General features: G+C 73.8%; 18 protein-coding genes. 9 read left to right on the top strand and 9 right to left on the bottom strand.

Annotated elements, in window-relative coordinates; all coding sequences use genetic code 11:
- The first annotated feature begins 159 nt into the window (after window positions 1–159).
- A complete protein-coding gene (locus AMK27_RS02380) occupies window positions 160–1,479 on the top strand; it encodes a D-alanyl-D-alanine carboxypeptidase family protein (protein ID WP_073902340.1) in 1,320 nt (439 codons plus the stop codon).
- A 90-nt stretch (window positions 1,480–1,569) separates the two neighbouring features.
- The gene (locus AMK27_RS02375; RefSeq protein ID WP_241847278.1) at window positions 1,570–2,301 is read left to right on the top strand and encodes a DUF6058 family natural product biosynthesis protein; all 732 of its coding nucleotides are present in this window, start codon (window positions 1,570–1,572) and stop codon (window positions 2,299–2,301) included.
- Here the strand turns inward: AMK27_RS02375 and AMK27_RS02370 are convergent.
- Both AMK27_RS02370 and AMK27_RS02365 read right to left on the bottom strand, forming a co-directional pair.
- Window positions 2,264–4,642: an ATP-binding cassette domain-containing protein gene (locus AMK27_RS02370; protein WP_073902339.1), complete on the bottom strand. Its 2,379-nt coding sequence runs from the start codon at window positions 4,640–4,642 to the stop codon at window positions 2,264–2,266. The two genes, AMK27_RS02375 and AMK27_RS02370, sit on opposite strands and share 38 nt — an antisense overlap.
- 213 nt (window positions 4,643–4,855) lie before the next feature.
- Window positions 4,856–5,098, bottom strand: a complete 243-nt coding sequence (locus AMK27_RS02365; protein ID WP_073902338.1) for a DUF5133 domain-containing protein — start codon at window positions 5,096–5,098, stop codon at window positions 4,856–4,858.
- Between the two features lie 141 nt (window positions 5,099–5,239).
- Here AMK27_RS02365 and AMK27_RS02360 point away from each other — a divergent pair, with 141 nt between their 5' ends.
- Window positions 5,240–6,277: an NAD-dependent epimerase/dehydratase family protein gene (locus AMK27_RS02360; RefSeq protein ID WP_073902337.1), complete on the top strand. Its 1,038-nt coding sequence runs from the start codon at window positions 5,240–5,242 to the stop codon at window positions 6,275–6,277.
- 164 nt (window positions 6,278–6,441) lie between these two features.
- Here the strand turns inward: AMK27_RS02360 and AMK27_RS02355 are convergent, their stop codons facing one another.
- A complete protein-coding gene (locus tag AMK27_RS02355; protein ID WP_073902336.1) occupies window positions 6,442–7,302 on the bottom strand; it encodes a glutathione S-transferase C-terminal domain-containing protein in 861 nt (286 codons plus the stop codon).
- 433 nt (window positions 7,303–7,735) lie between these two features.
- On the opposite strand from AMK27_RS02355, the gene AMK27_RS02350 reads away from it, so the two are divergent.
- From AMK27_RS02350 to AMK27_RS02335, 4 genes are all read left to right on the top strand, one after another.
- Complete coding sequence (locus tag AMK27_RS02350) at window positions 7,736–8,191, top strand: RrF2 family transcriptional regulator (RefSeq protein WP_073902335.1); 456 nt, start codon at window positions 7,736–7,738, stop codon at window positions 8,189–8,191.
- 158 nt (window positions 8,192–8,349) lie between these two features.
- Window positions 8,350–9,726, top strand: a complete 1,377-nt coding sequence (locus AMK27_RS02345) for an acyl-CoA dehydrogenase (RefSeq protein WP_079188149.1) — start codon at window positions 8,350–8,352, stop codon at window positions 9,724–9,726.
- A 203-nt stretch (window positions 9,727–9,929) separates the two neighbouring features.
- Entirely contained in the window at window positions 9,930–10,802 is an 873-nt protein-coding gene (locus AMK27_RS02340; RefSeq protein ID WP_073902334.1) for a universal stress protein, read from the top strand.
- A gap of 151 nt (window positions 10,803–10,953) precedes the next feature.
- Window positions 10,954–11,802: a CAP domain-containing protein gene (locus AMK27_RS02335; protein ID WP_073902333.1), complete on the top strand. Its 849-nt coding sequence runs from the start codon at window positions 10,954–10,956 to the stop codon at window positions 11,800–11,802.
- Window positions 11,803–11,818: 16 nt separating this feature from the next.
- Here AMK27_RS02335 and AMK27_RS02330 read toward each other — a convergent pair whose 3' ends face one another.
- The 6 genes from AMK27_RS02330 to AMK27_RS02305 all read right to left on the bottom strand — a co-directional run bounded on the left by AMK27_RS02330 (window position 11,819) and on the right by AMK27_RS02305 (window position 19,587).
- The gene (locus AMK27_RS02330; protein WP_073902332.1) at window positions 11,819–13,378 is read right to left on the bottom strand and encodes a sigma-70 family RNA polymerase sigma factor; all 1,560 of its coding nucleotides are present in this window, start codon (window positions 13,376–13,378) and stop codon (window positions 11,819–11,821) included.
- 97 nt (window positions 13,379–13,475) lie between these two features.
- Entirely contained in the window at window positions 13,476–13,766 is a 291-nt protein-coding gene (locus AMK27_RS02325) for a hypothetical protein (RefSeq protein ID WP_073902331.1), read from the bottom strand.
- Between the two features lie 130 nt (window positions 13,767–13,896).
- On the bottom strand, window positions 13,897–16,116 hold the full coding sequence (locus AMK27_RS02320) for an NADP-dependent isocitrate dehydrogenase (protein ID WP_073902330.1): 2,220 nt from the start codon (window positions 16,114–16,116) through the stop codon (window positions 13,897–13,899).
- Between the two features lie 43 nt (window positions 16,117–16,159).
- Window positions 16,160–17,230 carry a phosphatase PAP2 family protein gene (locus AMK27_RS44110; protein ID WP_073902329.1) on the bottom strand — a complete coding sequence of 357 codons (1,071 nt, stop codon included), beginning with the start codon at window positions 17,228–17,230 and terminating at the stop codon, window positions 16,160–16,162.
- A gap of 169 nt (window positions 17,231–17,399) precedes the next feature.
- Window positions 17,400–17,690 carry a hypothetical protein gene (locus AMK27_RS02310; protein ID WP_073902328.1) on the bottom strand — a complete coding sequence of 97 codons (291 nt, stop codon included), beginning with the start codon at window positions 17,688–17,690 and terminating at the stop codon, window positions 17,400–17,402.
- A gap of 55 nt (window positions 17,691–17,745) precedes the next feature.
- On the bottom strand, window positions 17,746–19,587 hold the full coding sequence (locus tag AMK27_RS02305; protein ID WP_073902327.1) for a glycoside hydrolase family 15 protein: 1,842 nt from the start codon (window positions 19,585–19,587) through the stop codon (window positions 17,746–17,748).
- 216 nt (window positions 19,588–19,803) lie between these two features.
- On the opposite strand from AMK27_RS02305, the gene AMK27_RS02300 reads away from it, so the two are divergent.
- Window positions 19,804–20,523 (top strand): glycosyltransferase family 2 protein, encoded by a 720-nt coding sequence (locus AMK27_RS02300; RefSeq protein WP_241847277.1) that lies wholly within the window; start codon window positions 19,804–19,806, stop codon window positions 20,521–20,523.
- Window positions 20,524–21,086: 563 nt separating this feature from the next.
- Window positions 21,087–21,836, top strand: a complete 750-nt coding sequence (locus AMK27_RS02295; RefSeq protein WP_073902325.1) for a glycosyltransferase — start codon at window positions 21,087–21,089, stop codon at window positions 21,834–21,836.
- Window positions 21,837–21,838 lie beyond the last annotated feature (2 nt).

Raw genomic sequence — 21,838 nt, 5'->3', positions numbered from 1 at the left:
TGAGGGCACGTCACAAGGATGCCCTGCGCCACCGACAGCGGGCCGGGGAGGGCGCCACCACCCGGGCGGGCTCACGACTCGCCGCCGTACGCCACACCCGCTACGCCGGTCGGCTCACTCCGATCTGCGCGTTCCGCAGCACCTTCCTACGGTTACTGAATGATCGTCACGTCAGCTGTCCGTCATGCTGCCGCCGGTACCGCGGCGGTGCTGCTCGTGCTGCCCGTTCCGTCGGCCACGGCATCTCCTGTCACCTCGACCGCGACCGTCACCTCGACTCTCTCCCCCTCCGCCGGGTCGCCCCGGGCCTCGCTCCGGGAGCCCTCGCCGCCCGTGCGCCGGTACGTCGACCGGGCCCGGCTCGACCTGAAGGGCACCCAGGTGCAGCCCCTGCCGGGCGCGCCCGACGTGCCCTCGCTCTCCGCCCTGTCGTGGGTGATCGCCGACGCCTCCTCCGGCGAGGTGCTCGCGGCGCGCAACGCCCACCGCAAGCTGCCGCCGGCCAGCACCCTCAAGGCGCTGTTCGCACTCACGGCGCTCCCCCACCACGAACCCTCCGAGCAGCACACCGTCGCCGATGCCGAGCTGACCGGGATCGGGGACGGCAGCAGCCTGGTCGGGGTGAAGGAGGGGTACACGTACAAGGTCTCCGACCTGTGGAACGGCGTCTTCCTCAGCTCGGGGAACGACGCGGTGCACGTCCTGGCCTCGATGAACGGCGGCTGGGAGTCGATGTCCCGGCAGATGCAGGAGAAGGCCAGGTCGCTGGGCGCCCTGGACACCCACGTGGTGTCCCCCGACGGGTACGACGCCCCGGGCCAGGTCTCCTCGGCCTACGACCTGGCGGTGTTCGGCAGGGCCGGGCTCCAGGACGCCGGTTTCGTCCGGTACTGCTCGACCCGGTACGCCGACTTCCCCGCGGGCTCCTGGTCGTACGGCATCGCCAACACCAACCGGCTCCTGACGGGCGCGGACGGAGTGGACCGCTACCCGGGGCTCATCGGGATCAAGAACGGCTACACGAGCAACGCCGGCAACACGTTGATCTCGGCGGCCCGGCGCGGTGACCGGACGCTCGTCGTCTCGGTGATGAACCCGCAGCGCGGCGGCGGACTCGCCGTGTACGAGGAGGCACGCGAACTCCTCGACTGGGGCTTCGAGGCGGCGGACCGGGTCCAGCCGGTGGGCTCGCTGCTCCCCGTGCCGACCGAACCGGCGAAGCCGGAGACGAAGGCGGCGGCGGCCGGTTCGGGCGGTCGTACGGTGGCGGTGGCCCGTGACCGCGGCGAGGCGAAGCCGGAGACTCGGGTACCCCGGGCAGGAGCGGAGGCTGCGGCCACGGCCGCGCCGGCCAAGGACCACGCGCGCGCGGCGGAGCCTTCGGGGGCGTCGCCCGGTCTTCCGCTGGCCCTGGTCGGCTCGGCCTGCGCGGCGGCGCTCGCGCTGTGGGGCCTGCGGCGCAGGGCGGCCCGTCGGTGACTGTTCGGCGGGCGCCGCACGGTCACGCTTCTAGCCTGCGGAGACGCCGTCCGGGACACGCTCGGGCGGTCGTCCCGAGGGAGTGATGTGATGGCGGACCGGGCACTGGCACGGCGGATCGCCGAGCGGTTCCGCGAGGTGAACGGCGACCATCCGATGACCGCGGCCGACGACGCGTACGTCACCGCGCAGTTCGTCCCCCTGGAGGCCCTCTGCGCCTCCCTCGGTCGGGACTCCGACGAGGCCCGGCGGCTGATGCTCGGGCGGCTGCTGCCGCTGCCGGGCTATCTGCGCTCCGACGGCGCCGAGATGGTGCCGCGCGATCTGTTCGGCCTCACCGACGCGGCCGGCGGATCCGGTCGGCTGCGCGCCTGGTTCACCGCGCACTGGGAGGACCGGGCGCGCGGCGAGGCGGAATGGGAGGCGTATCTGAGCGGTCAGTACGTCTGCCTGCGCTCGGTGACGCCGGCGCACATACGGCGCAAGGACGAGCTGACCGCGGAGATCACCGCGGCGCTGGCCGCGGCGAGGACCGGAACGGCGGACGGGCCCGGGCCGGCGGACGGGCCCGGGCCCTCCTCCGCGTGGCGGGCCGCGCTCCACGCGCGCGTGGACGAGCTCGACGCGCTGGAGCCGGCGTTCACGGCGTACGACCGGCTGCGTTTCGGCGGCCCCACCTCGCGGGACACCTGCGTGGACGCGCCGCGCGCTCTCTTTCCGCGCGTGGGCCCGGCGGCCCGGGTGCACGGGCCGCCGGGCCGGCAGCGGACGTCGGACCCGGCCGTCACGCCCCCACGTACGCCGCCAGGTGCTCGCCCGTGAGCGTCGAGCGGGCGGCCACCAGGTCGGCGGGGGTGCCCTCGAAGACGACCTTTCCGCCGTCGTGTCCGGCGCCGGGGCCGAGGTCGATGATCCAGTCGGCGTGGGCCATGACCGCCTGGTGGTGCTCGACGACGATGACCGACTTGCCGGAGTCCACGAGCCGGTCGAGCAGGCCGAGCAGTTGCTCGACATCGGCGAGGTGCAGCCCGGTCGTCGGCTCGTCGAGGATGTAGACGCCGCCCTTCTCGCCCATGTTCGTGGCCAGCTTGAGCCGCTGGCGTTCGCCGCCGGACAGCGTGGTGAGCGGCTGCCCGAGGCTGAGGTAGCCGAGACCGACGTCCGCGAGGCGGGCGAGGATGCGCTGGGCGGCGGGGGTGCTCGCCTCGCCCGATCCGAAGAACTCCACCGCCTCGGTCACGGACATCCCGAGCACCTGGCTGATGTCGCGGCCGCCGAGGAGGTATTCGAGCACGGAGGCCTGGAACCGCTTGCCCTCGCAGTCCTCGCAGGTCGAGGTGACGCCGGCCATGATGCCGAGGTCGGTGTAGATGACGCCGGCGCCGTTGCAGGTGGGGCAGGCGCCCTCGGAGTTGGCGCTGAACAGCGCGGGCTTCACGCCGTTGGCCTTGGCGAAGGCCTTGCGGATCGGGTCGAGCAGCCCGGTGTACGTCGCCGGGTTGCTGCGGCGCGAGCCCCGGATGGGGCTCTGGTCGATGGAGACGACGTCGTCGCTCGCGGGGATCGAGCCGTGCACGAGCGAGCTCTTGCCGGAGCCGGCCACCCCGGTCACGACGGCCAGGACCCCCAGCGGGATGTCGACGTCGACGTCGCGCAGGTTGTGGGTCGTCGCGCCGCGGATCTCCAGGCTGCCGGTGGGCTCCCGCACGGTGTCCTTGACGGAGGCCCGGTCGTCGAAGTGCCGGCCGGTGACGGTGCCGCCGGTCCGCAGTCCGTCCACGGTGCCCTCGAAGCAGACGGTGCCGCCCTCCGTACCGGCGCCGGGGCCGAGGTCGACGACGTGGTCGGCGATCGCGATCGTCTCCGGCTTGTGCTCCACGACGAGCACGGTGTTGCCCTTGTCCCGCAGCTGCAGGAGCAGTTCGTTCATCCGCTGGATGTCGTGCGGGTGCAGGCCGACGGTGGGCTCGTCGAAGACGTACGTGACGTCGGTGAGCGAGGAGCCGAGGTGGCGGATCATCTTCACGCGCTGCGCCTCGCCGCCGGACAGCGTGCCGGCGGGCCGGTCCAGGGAGAGGTAGCCGAGGCCGATCTCCACGAAGGAGTCCAGGGTCAGCTGGAGCGCGGTGAGCAGGGGCGCGACCGAGGGCTCCTTCAGGCCGCGGACCCATGCGGCGAGGTCGCTGATCTGCATGGCGCAGGCGTCGGCGATGCTGACCCGCTTGATCTTGGACGACCTGGCGCCCTCGGCCAGCCGGGTGCCGTCGCACTCCGGGCAGGTGGTGAAGGTGACGGCGCGGTCCACGAAGGCCCGGATGTGGGGCTGCATGCCCTCCTTGTCCTTGGCCAGGAAGGACTTCTGGATCCGGGGGACGAGCCCCTCGTACGTCATGTTGATGCCCGCGATCTTCATGCGGGTGGGCTCGTGGTGGAGGAAGGCCTGGAGTTCCTTCTTCGTGTACCTGCGGATGGGCTTGGCCGGGTCGACGAGGCCGGATTCGCTGTAGAGGCGGTAGTTCCAGCCGCCGGGCGTGTAGCCGGGGATGGTGAGCGCGCCCTCGTCGAGCGACTTGGAGTCGTCGTAGAGCTGGGTGAGGTCGATGTCGGAGACCGAGCCCCGGCCCTCGCAGCGGGGGCACATGCCGCCGGTGCGGTTGAAGGTCGCCTTGACGGTCTTCTTGTCGCCGCGCTCGACCGTGATGGCGCCGCGCGCGGTGACCGAGGGGACGTTGAAGGCGTACGCGCTGGGCGGGCCGATGTGCGGCTTGCCGAGCCGGCTGAAGAGGATGCGGAGCATCGCGTTGGCGTCGGTGGCGGTGCCGACGGTGGAGCGGGGGTCGGCGCCCATGCGCTGCTGGTCGACGATGATCGCGGTCGTCAGGCCGTCGAGCACGTCGACCTCGGGCCGCGCCAGGGTCGGCATGAAGCCCTGGACGAAGGTGCTGTACGTCTCGTTGATCAGCCGCTGGGACTCGGCGGCGATCGTGTCGAAGACGAGTGAGCTCTTGCCCGATCCGGAGACGCCGGTGAACACCGTAAGCCGTCGCTTCGGGATCTCGATGCTGACGTCCTTGAGGTTGTTCTCCCGCGCGCCGTGCACACGGATCAGGTCGTGCCGGTCGGCCGGGTGCGGCTGCTTGTCCGCCCTGGGGGCCTTGCTCATCGTCTCTCCAGCTGTCGCGCGGGGCCGAAAAACGGACCGGCGCGGCGCGTCGTGGGCGACGTCTGCCGTTTCGCGAGGTCCATGGCAGCCACGCTAGCGGCGGCCGGATGCGGACGCTTCTCTCATCCTGATCAGTGCCAGGGAGGTGATCGGTCCCGGTCAGGTGATCGGTCCCGGTCAGGCGATCAGTCCCGATCCGGTGATCGGTCCCGGTCAGGCTCCCGGGAGGCCTTCGAGGGTCGGCCGCGCGGCCGGGCGGGTTCCGGCCACGTAGTGCTCGGCCGCCAGGACGGCCTCGCGGGCGGTCCGCTCCCCCATCAGCACACACAGCGTGTACGCCGTGTCCTCGAAGCGCCGGCGCGCCGACAGGTCGCACGGCCTGGCCAGCACGGTCCGCTCCTGGTCGCGGTAGTGCCGGACCAGCCGGTCGACCGTGTTCCTGTCGGGCAGCAGCATCGTGTCCTCCTTCTCCTGAGTCGCTCCATACTCCCGGTCGTCGGCCACACTCGCGACCGACACGGACACGCTGGGTGACGGGCAGGTGTCCGGAACGCCCCCGGAGTGCGGTTCCGCCGCCGATGGCGGAGGGTCGGAGACATGAACCCGAGCGAGATCTCGCGGGTGGTCGTCACCGGCGCCACCGGCAACGTGGGCACCAGTCTGGTACGGCTCCTGGCGCGCGAGCCGCGCGTCGGCTCGGTGCTGGGGCTCGCCCGCCGCCGGCCGGGGCTGGAACTGCCCGGGGTGGAGTGGGCCGAGGTGGACCTGTCCCGGGAGGGCGACGAGCCGCTCCTCGCGCGGCACCTCGCCGACGCGGACGCGGTGGTGCACCTGGCGTGGCGGTTCGGGCCGACCCACGATCCGGTGGAGACGTGGCGGACCAATGTGCTGGGCGCGGTGCGCGTCTTCGAGGCGGTCGCGGCGGCGCGGGTGCCGGTCCTGGTGCACGCCTCCTCGGTGGGGGCGTACTCACCGGGTCCTGCCGGTGGTGCCCCGGTGTCCGAGGCGTGGCCGACGCACGGCTGGCCGGGTGCGGCGTACACCAGGGAGAAGGCCTATCTGGAGCGGGTCCTGGACACCTTCGAGCGGGACCATCCGCAGATCCGGGTGGTACGCATGCGTCCGGCGTTCCTCTTCAAGGAGGAGTCGGCGAGCGGGCAGCGAAGGATCTTCGCGGGGCGTTTCTTCCCCGGGCAGCTGGTGCGGCCCGATCTGCTGCCGCTGCTCCCGGAGTTCGACGGTCTCCGCTTCCAGGTCCTGCACACCGAGGACGCGGCGGACGCCTACCGGCGGGCGCTGCTGCGGGACGCCCGCGGCGCGTTCAACCTGGCGGCGGAACCGGTGATCGACGGCGCGGTCCTGGGCGAACTCCTCGACGCCAAGCCCGTGCGGGTGCCGGCGGGCGCGGTGCGGGGCGCGCTGTCGGCGGCCTGGCGCCTTCGGCTCGCGCCCGCGTCCCCCGACCTCTTCGACGCGATGCGGCACATGCCGTTGCTCGCGACGGAGCGGGCCCGGCAGGAGCTGGGTTGGGAGCCGTCGAGGAGCTCGCTGGAAGCGCTGGAGGCGTTTCTGCGCGGCGTGCGTACGGGGGCGGGCGACGACACGGGGCCGCTGGCGGGCCACCGCATCGGCTGACCGGGGTGGCCGGGGTGGCCGGGAGCGCTGCTTGCCCGACCATCCCGTACCTCGTCCGGTGGTGCCCCCGTCCGTGCCGTGTGCGGGCCGGCCGGGGGTGTGGCGGCCGGCCGGCGCCTCAGGTCAGTCGCTCGGGTGGGAGCCGTCAGTCGGTCGGGGAGCCGTCAGCCGGTCGGGCCGGACCAGTCGACCAGGCGGATGCCCGCGCCGGCGGCCTCGCGGCCGCGGCAGTGGGTGCGGTGGCGGCGCAGGATGCCGTCGATGTCGAGTCGGTGGGCGAACTCGGGGCGGGCGGCGAGGCGTCGGGCGTAGGCCCAGAGGGCGGGGTAGCCGGCGACGCGGTCCATCGCGGCGGCGTCCAGGTGCCAGCGGTGGACGGTGTCGAGCTGGACCAGGGTGACCCAGACCTGCACGTCGGCCGCGGTCGGCGCGTCGCCGAGCACGTACGGGTGGCGGGCGAGGCGGCGTTCCAGGGAGCCGAGGGCCGCGAAGAGGACGGTGAGGGGGTCGTGGTGGGCGGCTTCTCCGTCGAGTCCGAGCTCTCCGGCGCGCTGGGCGGCCCGGTTGACGCTCCGCTCGCAGAGGTCGGCGATGGCCTCGATCTCGCCGCGGTGCTCCTCGGGCAGCAGGTCGGGGCCTTCGCCGCGGAAGCGGAGGGCGAGGTCCCGCAGGATGTCGGGGACGTGGGTGCTGACGATCCGTCCGGTCCAGCCGTCGCTGAGGACGGGCGCGGCGGCCGGCCCGTCGTAGAGGTGCGCGCTCGCCTCGTACAGCGGGCGGAGGGCGGCGTACCCGCCGTCGGGCGTGTCGGGGCTCTCGGGCAGGACGGAGAGCGGGAGCGTGTCGTCGAGTCCGAGCAGGCTGTGGGTCACGGCGATGCTCAGACAGCCGGGGTCGTACGGGGCGACGTGGAGGCGGTAGCGGTGCGGTACGGCGTAGTGGCCGCTGTGCTCGTCGCGTCCGATCCGGCCCCGGAAGGCGGGCACGGCGGAGGCGGGCAGCAGCGAGGACGGGACGACGGACATGCTTCTCCCTTGAGGGTGCTCGGTGCTGGGTCCGGGCGGCGCGCGGCGCGGTACCGGTCGCGGCGGCGCGACCGCGGCACCGGCCCACGGGGCCCGGAGGCAGCAGAGGTACGGGAAGAGGAGAGGGGCGCGGCGCTGCGCCCGCGGGGGCGGTGCCCCCTCGGCGAACAGACCCTCAGCGGGTGGGGTGGACCACCCGGCGGCGCCCGCGACTCGCCGCGCTGCAGACCCGCAGCAGGTCGATGTGGCGGCGGGAGGTGAGGGGCAGGGAGCGCGGGAGGGGTGCGGCGGGTGGCGTGTCGTGTCGACCGCTGCGTCCCATGGTTCCCTACCTGTTCGCTCGGTTTCCCCGTCCTGAGTGTCCGACCGGCCCAGGGCGACGTCAAGGGTGCGGTACGGGCCGGCTCAGGCGAGCGTGCGGAATAATGCGCGCATGCGCATTTCAGCCAGGGCCGACTACGCGGTGCGTGCCGCCCTCCAGCTCGCCGCCGCCCAGGACGCGGGTCCGCTGAAGGCCGAGGCCATCGCCGAGGGCCAGGGCATCTCGCACAAGTTCCTCGAAGGCATCCTCGGGGACATGCGCAAGGGCGGTCTCGTGCAGAGCCAGCGTGGCGGCAACGGCGGTTACTGGCTGGCCAGGCCCGCGGAGTCGATCTCGGTCGCCGAGGTCATCCGCTGCGTGGAGGGGCCGTTGGTGTCGGTCCGGGGGGAGCGGCCGCCGGACCTGTCGTACACCGGTCCGGCCGAGTCGCTGCTCACTCTCTGGATCGCGCTCCGGGCGGGCGTCCGCGAGGTGCTCGGGGTGTCGCTGGCGGAGGTCGCGGCGGCCCGGCTGCCGGACACGATCGTCGCGCTCGCGGACGACCCGGAGGCCTGGACCAACCCCTGAGTCCTCGGCCCAACCTGTCGCGACCTGCGCCGAAGTGACTTCTTCTCACGTGGCGAGACGACGTTGTCCAGCTTGCGGACGCCTCTTGGGGCGGCGGCCTCCCCTCTGCCACTATCCCTACTATTCCAGTGGGGATATGACGAGCCATGTGAGGTGACGTGAGTACGCCGAGGAAGTCGCCGAAGAGACCAGCGATACGCACCGCCTCCGCACCGGCCGCAGGACCCGTCGCCCGCCCCGCCGAGCGGCCCGGCGAGAGCCCGTTCGACCGGCCCGCAGACGATGCGCTCTGGCCCCGCGTCACCCGCGAACTCGCCGACGACCTCGCCGTCGACGCCCTCGCGAGGGACCGGGCGGGCAAGGACCCGTTCGACGAGGTCGCCCGTCTCCAGGAGGCCGGGCTGCCCGCCCTCCTGACGGCCCCGGGACCGAACCGGCGGGGCGCCGCGTGGCAGGCCGCGTGTGCGGTGGTACGGGAGATCTCCGCCGCCGACAGCTCCGTGGGCGAACTGCTCGCCCACCACTACGCCCTGTCCTGGAGCAGCCGCTTCTTCGGCGGCCCCGCGCGGGACCCGGGCACCTCCTTCGTGAACGACCACCCCCTCGACGTACGCACCACCGAGGGACGCTGGCTGCTCGCCGGGGGCGTCGAGGCACCGCGCCCGGAGACCGGCGCCGGCCTCACGCTGACCCCCGCCGACTCCGGCAGGGGCTGGATCCTCGACGGGACCCGTACCTTCGCGTCCGCCGTGACGGTCGCCGACCGGCTCGTCGTCGGGGCCCGCCCCGGCGGCAGCGGCGACCTCTTCGTCGTCCTGGTGGACCCCGCCGAACCCGGGGTGTTCACCGACGCCGGGACGGAACGCGTCGGCCAGCGGTTGGCCGGCGCGGGCACCGTCACCTTCGACCGGGTCCCCGTGGCGCCCGAGGACGTCCTCGGCGCACTCCCCCACGACGAGCACGCCGTCGCCCCCTTCTCCACCCTCGCCCCGCTCGTCCTGCGGCTGCTCCTGGTCCACGTCGGGCTGGGCATCGCCGAAGGGGCGCTCGCCGAGGCAAGGGACATCAGCCGCGCAGGTCAGGCCGGACCGGGACCGGCGGACCGTTCCGGCGGCCCCTCCGGCGGCTCCGAGCCGGCCGGCGCCGGGGACGACCCGTACCTCCTGCTCGCGTACGGGGAGCTGGCGACGGCCGCGCACGCCGCCGCCGCCGTCGTGGAGCGGGCGACCGGCGCGATGACCCACGGCCTGCTCGCCGCCTGGTCGCTCGGTGTGGAGGAACGCGCCGACATCGCGGTCCTGGTGGCGGCCGCCGAGACGGTCACCGGCCGGGCGGCCGTGCACATCACCACCCGCATCCTCGAACTGGTCGACGGGACGGCGGGCGCCGACGCCCGCGCCGGAGGTCCCGGCTTCGACCGCTTCTGGCGCAACGCCCGCGCCCTCACCGCCCCGACCCAGGCGGCGCACCGGCTCCGCGACATCGGCGACCACTACCTCAACGGCACCCACGCAGGGCTGACGCTGCTGGCCTGACGGGGCGGGCCCGCCCCGGCCGTGTCGCCCCGCACCCACCGAGGGGGCGGGGCGACACGGCGTCCCGGCGGGGACGAAGGGACGGACGGACCGGCATGTCGGGACGTCCGGCCCTCACGCCGGACGGCCGAAGGGCCCAAGCTGGGAGCTGCGGGGTCCGGCCGTCCGGCGGGCCCGACACGGCAACCCACGGAGGCAGCCTGATGAGTCGTGAGATCGTCGCAGGGGTGGACGGATCCCCGGAGAGCCTCGCCGCGGCGGACTGGGCCGCCCGCGAGGCGCTCCACCGGGACCTCCCGCTACGGCTCGCGCACGCGTGGCGCTGGGAACCGATCGACCTCCCCCTGGTCCAGGACCGCGCGAGCCAGGAACGCGTCGCGGACGCGGTCCTGCGCGAGGCGGAGGCCACGATCGGGCAGCGCTATCCGAAGCTCACCGTCACCGCGGAGGTGCTGACCGATACGCCGGTCGCCGCGCTGCTCGGCGCCGCGGAGCGGGCCGAGATGCTCGTCATCGGCTCGCGCGGGCACGGGGCCGTCGCCGGGTTCCTGCTCGGCTCGTACGGCCAGCAGATCATCGCCGACGCCACCCGCCCCGTGGTGGCCGTCCGCTCCCGCGACGGCGATCCGGCCGAACCGCCCACCGGGCACGTGCTCGTCGGGCAGCTCGGAGACCCGGAGGACAGCGCCGCCGCGCTGGGCTTCGCCTTCGCGACCGCCGCCGCGCGCGGGGCGTCCGTACGGGCCGTGCGGGCGTGGAGCCTGCCGGCGCTGTACGCGTACAGCCCGGCGTCGATGCGCCTCGCCGACGAGGCCGGCGGGCTGGTCCCGTACGAGGAGAAGTCCTTGCGCGAGGCCCTCGCGCCCTGGCGCGAGCGCTACCCCGACGTGCCGGTCACCGAGCACGTCGAGCTGGGCAGCGCCGGGCAGGTGCTGCTCTCCGCCTCGGGGGCCGCCCAGCTCCTCGTGGTCGGCCGGCGGGCCAAGCGGGGCGCCGTCGGGCCGCGCATCGGTTCCGTGGCGCACGCGGCCCTGCATCTCGCGCCGTGTCCGGTGGCGGTCGTCCCGCAGGGCTGACAGGGTGCGATACAGGTTGACGCGCGAGGTTGACGCGTCAGGTTGACGAGGAGTGTCGGGGTGGCCGGGGCCGGAAAGTGTTACCGCCGTCGCCCCGGTGGCTCTCCCCAGCGCCGGACCGTACGCGACCACGGCGAGAGAGCGGAGCTCCATGCGGCACCAGGACCGTCCCGGTCACCCCGGCACCTCTGAACCCACCCCGCACCCGGCGGACGTCTCGGCCGCACGCGCGGGCGGGCGGCACCGCAAGCGCGGCGGAGCGGGGCGGCGCGCCGCCCGCCGGCCGTCGTTCCGGACCGCCGTCACCCTCGCCGGGTCCGTGGCCGCCGTCCTGACGGTGGTCACCGGGATGTACGTCTCCTCCCTCGGCACCGGCGGGACGACCGCCGCGCCCTCGGCCGCCACCGCGCCCACCCCCCGTGCGGCGGGTACGGCACCGGCCGGCTCCGCGCCGGAGGCGCCCCCACCGGCGGCACCTCCGAAGGCGGAGTTCGAGCGGCAGCCGGAGCCCCCGCCCGGACAGGCCGCGGAACAGCCGCGACCGGCGCGGCCCCAGGAGCGCCGACAGGAACAGCAGGGCGCGGCCCCCGTGGCGGAGGCACCGGCGGGCAAGGCAACACGGTACGTCCGGGACGTCATCGCGCTCGCCAACGCCGAGCGGGAGAAGACCGGTTGCGGCCCGCTGCACTCCGAGAACCATCTGCGAACCGCCGCCCAGGGCCACGCCGACGACATGTCCTCCCGTGACTACTACGAGCACGACGACCCGGAGGGCCGCGACGCGGGCGACCGGATGACCGGCGCCGGGTACGCCTGGTCGACCTGGGGGGAGAACATCCACCGCGGGCCGAAGACCCCGGCCAGGGCGATGGAGGACTGGATGGACAGTCCCGGCCACCGGGCGAACATCCTCAACTGCTCGTTCAAGGACATCGGCGTCGGCGTGACGCTGACGGCCAACGGCCCGTGGTGGGTGCAGAACTTCGGTGCCAGGCGCTGAGCGGCCGACCCCCCGGTCAGGAGGCGGGAGCGGCGAGCTTCTGCACCCAGACCGTGCCGCCGGGACCGGGCGCCGACGCCACTCCGGTGTCCCGGTACCGGCAGTCGAGCATGTTCTCCTCGTGCATCGAACCGTCCGTCCAGTCGTCGACGACGGACGCCGGGTCGGCCGTGCCCTGGTCCAGGTTCTCGGCCCAGGCGCTCCAGGCGTAGCCGGCGGCGGTGATCCGGGTGTCCGCGAACTCGCCCTCGGGGCTGGCGTGTCCGAAGTAGCCGCGCGCGGCCATGTCGCGGGCGTAGCCGCGGGCCGCCTCGGTGAGCCGGGGGTCGATGCGCAGCGGGGCGCAACCCGCCTTCGCCCGCAGCTGGTTGACGAGTCCGGTCACCCGCTCTTCCCTCGTGGGCGCCGGAGTGGGACGCGGGGTGCGGCGCGGGGTCGGGGGCGCGGTCGTCGGCGTGGGGGTGGCGGCGCGGGTGGGGGTCGGCGACGGCGGGGGCGTCGTCGGGGCGGGGGTCGCCGGGGGCGCGGCGACCGGGCTGCCCGGCGCCATGCGCGCGTGCGGCTGCTGGGGTACGAGGAGGGCGACGGCGCCGAGGACGGCGACGGCCGCGGCTCCGGCGACCCCGGCCCGGCGCAGCGGTGTCCACCGGGTGACGCCGTCGGGGACGCCGTGGGCCGGTGCGGTCCCGTCGGTCCCGGGCGGCTGCGCCGCGGAGGTGCCGGGGGCAGGGACGGCCGTGTCGGACGCCACCGTGTCGAGGGCGACGGGTGCGGCGGTGGGGCCGTCCGCGAGACCGGTCACCAGCGGGGGTACGAGGCCGAGGCCGACGAGCAGCCCTTCGACGGGGGCGAGGCCGCTGCGGCCGGTGACCCTAGCCGTACAGGCGGTGCAGGTCCGTACGTGGCGGGCGACGCGTTTGCGCCAGAGCGGGGAGGGACGGCCGTCCCAGGCCGCGACGGTCTCGGCGAGGTCGGGGCAGATCGGCACGGCGTCGAGGGCGCGGACGACGGTGCGGCCGGTCTCCAGGCGTTCCTTCATCCGCTGGACGCGGACGGCGGCGTGCTGCGGGGATATCCCGCCGAGGCCCTCGGCGAGCTCGGCGCGGGTCAGCTCGCCCGCGGCCTCCAGCCACCACAGGGCGAGCAGTTCCCGGTCGTCCTCGTCGAGCCAGCGGGTGGCGCGGGCCACGTCGCGGCGCTGTCCCGACAGACCGAGCCGGAGGATGGTGACCTCGGTGAAGTCGCCGGCGGCCGGGTCGGCGAGGTCGGTGGCCCGGTCGAGTCCGGAGACGGGTGCCTGCTGGCGTTCGCGCCAGCGGCGGCGGATCCCGTTCATGGCGATGGCGACGAGCCAGGACCGGAACCGGTCAGGGTCCCGGAGGCCCGTCAGGCCGTCGAGGGCGCGGACCATCGTCTCCTGGACGATGTCGTCGGTGTCTGCATGGCCGTCGAGGGCCCGGCCGACGATGTTGTGGACGAGGGGCAGGTAGGCGCGGACCAGCGCGTCCCTGGCGTGCGCGTCACCGGCCCTGGCGGCTTCCACCAGCGCGGTGGTGCGGCGCTCGTCGCTGTGCATGGATCTGCTCCCTCATCCCTGGTGCGAGTCCCCCGTGGTTCGGAGACCCGTGGGCGAGGGAGGGATAACACTTATCGGTGATCGGCGCCGGCGTCCATCACCGCGGGGGTACGGGCAGGGTCGGGACCGTGGCCCCGCTGCCCTCCCGGACGGCGGCCACGACGGCGTCGTGCAGATCGCGGCTCTCCTCCTCCGACGCGCACGGAACGGGACTGCCCGACATGGTGAACCAGTCGGACGCGCCGCTGTACTGCACGGCCACGCGTGCCTCGTTCTCGGCCCAGGTCGTGTGCACGGTCAGATCGCCCGTGACGACTCCGGCCTCGACGGTCAGCACCCCACCTCGCCCGGTGTAGACACCGGCGGTCGTCCAAGATGCCCAGCTCATCCATCCAGGTTCACACCCGGACGGCGGATGCGCCACCGACGGGACCGCCCCGGTCGGAAGAGTTCCGTCCGGGGCGGCGCCACGGGTGTGCCGGACGGGGCGTGGGAGGCGGTGGGCCTCCCGTGCCGCGTCAGGCGAGGGAGGCGACGGCCTCGTTGAAGGTGGCGGACGGGCGCATCACGGCCGCGGCCTTGGCCGGGTCGGGCTGGTAGTAGCCACCGATCTCGGCCGGGGAGCCCTGGACGGCGACGAGCTCGTCGACGATCTTCTGCTCGTTGGCGGAGAGGGTCTCGGCCAGCGGCGTGAAGACCTTGGCCAGCTCCGCGTCCTCGGTCTGGGCGGCCAGCTCCTGGGCCCAGTACAGGGCCAGGTAGAAGTGGCTGCCGCGGTTGTCGATACCACCGAGGCGACGGGTCGGCGACTTGTCCTCGTTGAGGAAGGTGCCGGTGGCGCGGTCGAGGGTGTCGGCGAGGACCTGGGCGCGGGAGTTGCCCGTGGAGGTCGCGAGGTGCTCGAAGCTGGCGGCCAGGGCGAAGAACTCGCCGAGGCTGTCCCAGCGGAGGTAGTTCTCCTTGACGAGCTGCTGGACGTGCTTCGGGGCGGAGCCGCCGGCGCCGGTCTCGAAGAGGCCGCCGCCCGCCATCAGCGGGACGACCGAGAGCATCTTGGCGCTGGTGCCCAGCTCCAGGATGGGGAAGAGGTCGGTCAGGTAGTCGCGGAGGACGTTGCCGGTGACGGAGATGGTGTCCTCGCCGCGGCGGATCCGCTCCAGGGAGAACGCCGTGGCCTCGACCGGGGAAAGGATCTTGATGTCCAGGCCCTCGGTGTCGTGCTCCGGCAGGTACTGCTCGACCTTGGCGATCAGCTGGGCGTCGTGGGCGCGGTTCTCGTCCAGCCAGAAGACGGCCGGGGCGCCGGTGGCGCGGGCGCGGGTGACGGCGAGCTTGACCCAGTCCTGGATCGGCAGGTCCTTGGTCTGGCAGGCGCGGAAGATGTCGCCCTCGGCGACCTCCTGCTCCAGGACGACGTTGCCCTCGGAGTCGACCAGGCGGACGGTGCCGGCCTGGGCCATCTCGAAGGTCTTGTCGTGCGAGCCGTACTCCTCGGCCTTCTGCGCCATGAGGCCGACGTTCGGGACGGAGCCCATGGTCGACGGGTCGAAGGCGCCGTGGGCGCGGCAGTCCTCGATGACGGCCTGGTACACGCCGGAGTAGCTGTGGTCGGGGAGGACCGCGAGGGTGTCGGCCTCCTGGCCGTCCGGGCCCCACATGTGGCCGGAGGTGCGGATCATGGCCGGCATCGAGGCGTCGACGATGACGTCGGACGGCACGTGCAGGTTGGTGATGCCCTTGTCGGAGTCGACCATGGCCAGCGCGGGGCCCGCGGCGAGCTCGGCCTCGAAGGAGGCCTTGATCTCGTCGCCCTGCGGGAGGGACTCCAGGCCCTTCAGGACGCCGCCGAGGCCGTCGTTCGGGGAGAGGCCGGCGCCGGCGAGCACCTCGCCGTACGTGGCGAAAGTCTCGGGGAAGAAGACGCGGACGACGTGGCCGAAGACGATCGGGTCGGAGACCTTCATCATCGTGGCCTTGAGGTGCACGGAGAAGAGCACGTTCTCGGCCTTGGCGCGGGCGACCTGCTCGCCGAGGAAGGTGCGCAGGGCGGCGGCGCGCATGACGGCGGCGTCGACGACCTCGCCGGCGATGACCTTCAGCGGCTCGCGGAGCTCGCTGGTGGTGCCGTCGGCGGCGGTGAACTCGAAGCGGAGGGTGTCGTCAGCGGTGACGACGACGGACTTCTCCGTGGAGGCGAAGTCGTTCTCACCCATGGTGGCGACGTTGGTCTTGGACTCGGAGGTCCAGGCGCCCATGCGGTGGGGGTGGTTCTTGGCGTAGTTCTTGACCGAGCCGGGCGCGCGGCGGTCGGAGTTGCCCTCGCGCAGGACCGGGTTGACGGCCGAGCCCTTGATCTTGTCGTAACGGGCGCGGACGTCCTTGTCCTGGTCCGTGCGCGGGTCGTCCGGGTAGTCCGGGAGGGCGTAGCCCTGCGCCTGGAGCTCGGCGATCGCGGCCTTCAGCTGCGGGATGGACGCCGAGACGTTCGGCAGCTTGATGATGTTGGCGCCCGGCGTCTTGGCCAGGTCGCCGAGCTCGGAGAGGGCGTCGGCGATGCGCTGGCCCTCCTCGAGGAACTCGGGGAAGACGGCGATGATGCGGCCCGCGAGGGAGATGTCCCGCGTCTCGACCGTGACGCCGGCCTGCGAGGCATACGCCTGGATCACGGGCAGGAACGAGTACGTCGCCAGGGCAGGCGCCTCGTCAGTGTGGGTGTAGATGATGGTCGAGTCAGTCACCGGGTGCTCCGCTCCACGTCTGCGTATGCGAGATTGCTCGACATCAAGATATCTCGTGATCGAGGTCCTCGGTAAAGGGCCCCACGAGCTCGCCGTCCCCGGGCACTCCGGCGGCCTCGACGAAGGGCCCGCCGAGCCGGTACGGGGTGGGGGCGCCCTCGACGTCCACCCGGCGGAGCAGGCCGAGCAGGACGAGGCCCGCGGCGGCGGCCACGCCCGCGGCGAGCGCCTGCCCGCAGCGGTGGGCGAGCCGGAGATCGGCCGGATCGTAGGGGGCGGCGCTCGGCAGGGTGAGGGTGTCCCCGAGGAGCCAGAGGCCCGCGCCGAGCCCGCCGGCGGCGATCAGGACGAGCGGCACGGTCACCGCGAGGCCGGGGAGGGCGGGCCCCCGCCGGGCGCCGGGGCGCACCTGGCCCCTGCGGGCGAGGAGGGCGAGGGCGCCGCAGAAGACGGCGAGGACCACCAGGGCGGCGGCGATGACGTCACCGGGCCGGTGCTGGCCCGCGGCGACGGTGTACGCGCCGACGCCGACGGCCCAGAGGGTGGCGGCGCCGACGGCGGCGGCGCGCAGCCGGTAGGGGACGACGAGGACCAGGCCGAAGGCGATGCCGAGGGCGAGCGTGGTCTGGGCACTGGGGAAGCCGGTGGACACGAGCCCGCCGGCGTCGGCGAGCCGGGGGCGTGGCGCGTAGCGCTGGAGGAGTCCGGTGAGGGCGAGGGCGGTGACGACCGCGCCGGCGGCGAGGCCGGTGAGGGCGTACCGCTTGCGTATCAGGCCGGCGGCGAGCAGCAGGACGCAGCCGAGGACCAGGGAGAGGGTGGTGAGCCCGGCGAGGGACGGGTGATCGCGGAGCACGGTGGTGGCGGCGCCGTCGGCGCGCCGGCCGGTCATGGCCGCGTCGCCCCAGCGGCGGCCGGTCGCGGTGAGCACCAGGCCCGCGTAGACGACGGTCAGCAGGAGCACGGCCCCGAGGCAGCCGCGCCGGGTCCGGGTGCGGACCCGGGTGCTGAACGATCCGGCGGCCTCGCCTGCCACGGCGGCGTACCACCAGGTGTCACCGGTCTTCAGCGGCCTCGGGGAGCCGCCCGCGCGGGGCCTGTCGTAGGAAGCCATGCCCCGATTCGAACCCACGCGCGGCGGCCCCGCCCGCTGGGCGCACCCGAACGAAACGCGCCGGGGACGGCGCGGCGGGGCGGCGCGGGTCAGACGACGAAGGCGGGCCCGACGGCTGGGGCCCTCGGCTCACCGGTCCGGGGGTCGGCTCAGCCCGCCGGCCCTCGGCTCAGCGGTCCGGACTCGGGCGCTGCGCCAGGACCGCGAGGACGAGTCCGCCGAGCAGGGCGAAGAGGGCGACGAGTCCGGGGACGAGGCGGGCCTCCCCCTCGTCGAGGAGCTGCCCGGCCACCTGGGCGGCGAAGGCCGCCGCCAGCACCAGCTGTGCCCAGCCGAAGAGCCGGGTGCGGTACACGCGGCGCCGCTGGAACGGCAGGATCCAGCCGTTCCGGATCGCCGCCACGCCTCCGGCGACGAGCAGCGCGCCGAGGACGCTCGGCACGACCACGGACCACGACATGTTCCACCCCCTGAACTCCCGGAGCGTGCCCGGCGGGCACCCTGGGTGGGCGCGATCATGCCACAGCGAGATGGCGGGACCCCGTACGGTCGTGGCGCCGGGTCCCGTACAGCGTGAACGCCGTGTTCACCAGGGCCACATGGCTGAGCGCCTGGGGCATGTTGCCCAGCTGACGGCCGCTCACCGGGTCCCATTCCTCGGCGAGCAGGCCGACGTCGTTGCAGACGTCGAGGACCCGCTCGAAGACCTCGCGGGCCTCGCCGGGGCGTCCGGTCATGGCGAGCGCGTCGGCGTACCAGAACGTGCAGGCGACGAAGGCTCCTTCGGTGCCGCCGAGGTCGTCGAGCTGGTGCGTCCCGCCGTCCCGCACGTCGCCGTAGCGGCGGAGGAATCCGTGGTCGTCGAGCCGTGCCATCGCCCTGACGGTGCCGAGCACGCGGGGGTCGCCGGCCGGGAGGAAGCCGAGCCGGGGGATCAGCAGGGCGGTGGCGTCGACCTGGTGGCTTCCGTAGTACTGGGTGAAGGACTGCTGTTCGTCGCTCCAGCCCCGGGCGCAGATCTCGGCGCGCAGTTCGTTGCGCAGCGCCTGCCAGTGCCTGAGCGAGCCGCGGAGCCCGGCGACCCGGGCGAGGCGCACCGCCCGGTCGGCGCCGACCCAGGCCATGACCTTCGAGTGGACGAAGTGGCGGCGTGGTCCGCGGACTTCCCAGATGCCCTCGTCCGGCTCCTGCCAGCGCTTGCCGAGGTACTCCAGGAGCGAGGCGACCAGCGCCCAGTCCGGGGCGTCGAGGGCGACGCCGGCCCGGACGGCCGAGTAGACGGTGTTGAGCACCTCGCCGTAGATGTCGAGCTGGAACTGGTCGACGGCCGCGTTGCCGAATCTGACCGGGCGTGAGTTCTCGTATCCCGGCAGCCAGTCCGCGTGCGTCTCGGGCAACTGCCGCTGCCCCTCGACCCCGTACAGCGGCTGGAGGTCGACGGGGTCGCCGGCGATGGCGCGGACCAGCCAGTCCTTCCAGGCGAGCGCCTCTCTGCGATAGCCGCCGCGCAGCAGGCAGGAGAGGGTGAACGTGGAGTCACGCAGCCAGCAGAAGCGGTAGTCCCAATTGCGCTGCCCGCCGAGGGACTCGGGGAGGGAGGCGGTGGCCGCGGCGACGATGCCGCCGGTCGGGGCGTAGGTGAGGGCCTTGAGGGTGAGGAGGGAGCGGATGACCGCCTCGCGCGCCGGGCCCTCGTAACGGAGGGCGGCGGCCCAGTCGTTCCAGAGGGCGAGGGTGCGGGTGAGGGCGGCGTCGAGGTCGGCGGGCGCGGCCGCGCCGGGCGCGGGGGTGTGCGAGGGGCGCCAGCCGAGGACGAAGGAGACGCGGCGGCCGGCGGTGACGGTGACGTCGACGGTGGCGCGGTCCGGGGTGACGACGGGCTCGACGCCGGGTTCGCAGGTCAGGTACGCGGCGTCGGGTCCGGCGACCCAGGCGACGGTACGGCGGTCCACCGAGCGGGTCCAGGGAACGATGCTGCCGTGGTGGAAGCGGACCCTCAACTCGCTGCGCACGTCCACCCGTCCGGCGATCCCCTCGACGACGCGGACGATGCGCGGGGCGTCCTCGCTCGGGGAGCGCGGGGGCATGAAGTCGGTGACGCGGACGGTTCCGGTGAGGGATTCCCAGACCGTGTCGAGGACGAGGGTGTCGCCCCGGTAACTCCTGCGCGTGCAGCGGGCCCTGCCGACGGGGGCGAGGAGCCACCGGCCGTTCCCCGGGTCGCCGAGCAGGGCCGCCAGGCAGGCGGGCGAGTCGAAGCGCGGCGCGCACCACCAGTCGACGGACCCGTCGGTCCCCACGAGAGCCGCGGTCTCCAGGTCACCGACGAGGGCGTAGTCCTCAATTCGCCCTGCCATGACGGGATTGTATGCCTGATGGAATTCTCGTGCAGAGGGAAGGCGAATGGTTTCGTGGCGGCACGCATATTCTTCCTGATTTCTTGACGGCATCGTCCACGGGACAGGATCCTGAAGTTCGCGGGTTTCTCCGTGCGGAAGGCCGTACTTATGAGTAGCGATTCGCATCCCCTGCGCCGTTCGACCGACCGCGCATCCGGTCCCGGAACGCCCGCGGTGAGTCTCGTCCTCACGGTCCGCCCCGGCGGCGGGGACCCGCGGCCGGGTCTCGACCTGCTCCTCGACCAAGTGCCGTCGAGCGTGGGGGACGTGGTCCTGGTCGGCGGTCCGCCCGGCGAGCGCCGGGCCCGCCCGGGACTCACCGTGCGCGGGCTCGGCCCCTGGGACGCCTCGCGCGGCGACATCCCGCACGCGGGCCTGCTCGCGGCCACGGGTGATCTGGTCGTGCTGATGAATGCCGACGGCAGCATGTCGCCGCACGAGATCCCGCACTATCTGCACTACCTGGAAAGCGGTTACGACTTCGTCAAGGGATCACGCTTCATCGCGGGTGGGGATTTCGCCGACTATCCGCTTTCGCGCCGGCTCGGACATCGCGCGCTGCTACGGGTCGCGCACCGGATGTACGGCCAGAACCTGACGGATCTCTGGTACGGGTTCTGCGCGTTCCGGCGCTCCTTCGTGGATCTCCTCGACCTGCGCGAGGACGGGGTCGAGCTGGGCGCCGAACTGGTCACCCACGCCCTGCACTACGGCCTCCGGGTCGCCGAGGTGCCCAGCGTCGAACGGCCGCGCCGCCAGGAGCCGGTCCGTCACCGCACGGTCCGCGACGGCTCGCGGATCCTGGGCACGCTCCTCGACGAGCGGCCGCACAACGCCCTGTCGCGGCTGGCGCACCGGCGGCGCCCGCGCGCCGCCCGCACGTCCTCCGGTTGACGAATCACCCGTAAGGGTGTTACCGCTGGAAAGAGCACTATTTCAGGACAGACCCTCGGCAGGGTCGGTTGCCGGAAGAGGTACGTCGTGGCCTCCAGCCAGTTCGACCGATCGCCGGTGGCATCCGCACCGCATCCCCTGCGGCGGATGACCGACTGGCCGCTCGTCGACGCCCGGCGCCGCTCGCACCGCCGCCCCGTCCACCGCCCGACCGCCCACCCGGCACGCCGGGCGGCCGACCGGATCACCGCCGCGGCCCCGCCGCCGCGGAGCCGGGCGTGCAGGCCCCGGGGATCGGCACGCCGGCGCCGCGCCCGTACGACGCGCACCCGCACGCGCGCCGCGCGGCGAAGCCGCGGCTCCGACGGTCCAGCCGGTTCGTCCGAACCAGCGCCGGCGGGGGTCCGCACAGCGCGACCGTCCCGCGCTCGCCCACCGCACCGACCGGGCGAAACGCCGCGTCACCGCTCCGGTGAAGCCGGCCACCGCCCCGTTCCCGTACTGATCCCCCGCGCGCCGGTGCGCCCCGCACCCCGCGCCTTCCCCCGAGGAGGCGTGGCGTGATGGCCACCGCCCGCTCACACGCACCGCTCGCCCAGCAGCTCCTCCGCCCGCAGGTGGAGCTCGAACTGCTCATCCCGGCCTACAACGAGCAGCGCAGGCTGCCCTCGACCGTGGCCGCCACGGTCGACTTCCTGGCCGGACGGCCGTGGTCGTCGGCGGTGGTCGTGGTGGACAACAACAGCGCCGACGGCACCCTCGACGTCCTGGAGCGGTTCGCCCGGTCCCCCGTCACGGTCCATGCCATCGGGTGCAGCGACCAGGGCAAGGGCGCGGCGGTCCGGCGCGGGATCGAGACCTCCTCGGCACGGTTCATCGGCTTCGCCGACGCCGACAACGCCACCCCCGTCGAGACCCTGGACCGGGTGATGGAGCTGCTCCGGGCGGGCCACGGCGCGGTCATCGCCTCGCGTCACGCGCCGGGCGCGCGGCTCGACGTGGAGCAGTCGGCCCTGCGGCGCGGCGGCGGCCGGCTGTTCCGCTCGCTCGCGCATCTGTCGCTGCCCGGGGTCGCCGACACCCAGTGCGGGTTCAAGTTCTTCTGCGGTCCGCTCGCCCGCTCGATCGCGCGGGACTGCCGCATCGACGGTTTCGCCTTCGACGTGGAGCTGCTCTCCCGTGTCGTACGGGCCGGGCGCGATGTCGTGGAGGTGCCGGTGGTCTGGCACGACGTACCCGGCTCGACGTTCTCGGCACGGCGCGACGGACTGCGTTCGATGGCCGATCTCCTGCGCATCTCGCTGGCCCGGTGATG

This window comes from Streptomyces sp. CB02009, from assembly GCF_001905825.1.
Classification (GTDB): Bacteria; Actinomycetota; Actinomycetes; order Streptomycetales; family Streptomycetaceae; genus Streptomyces.
Note: the sequence above shows the minus strand (reverse complement) of the source record. Positions and strands in the feature narration are given on the sequence as shown.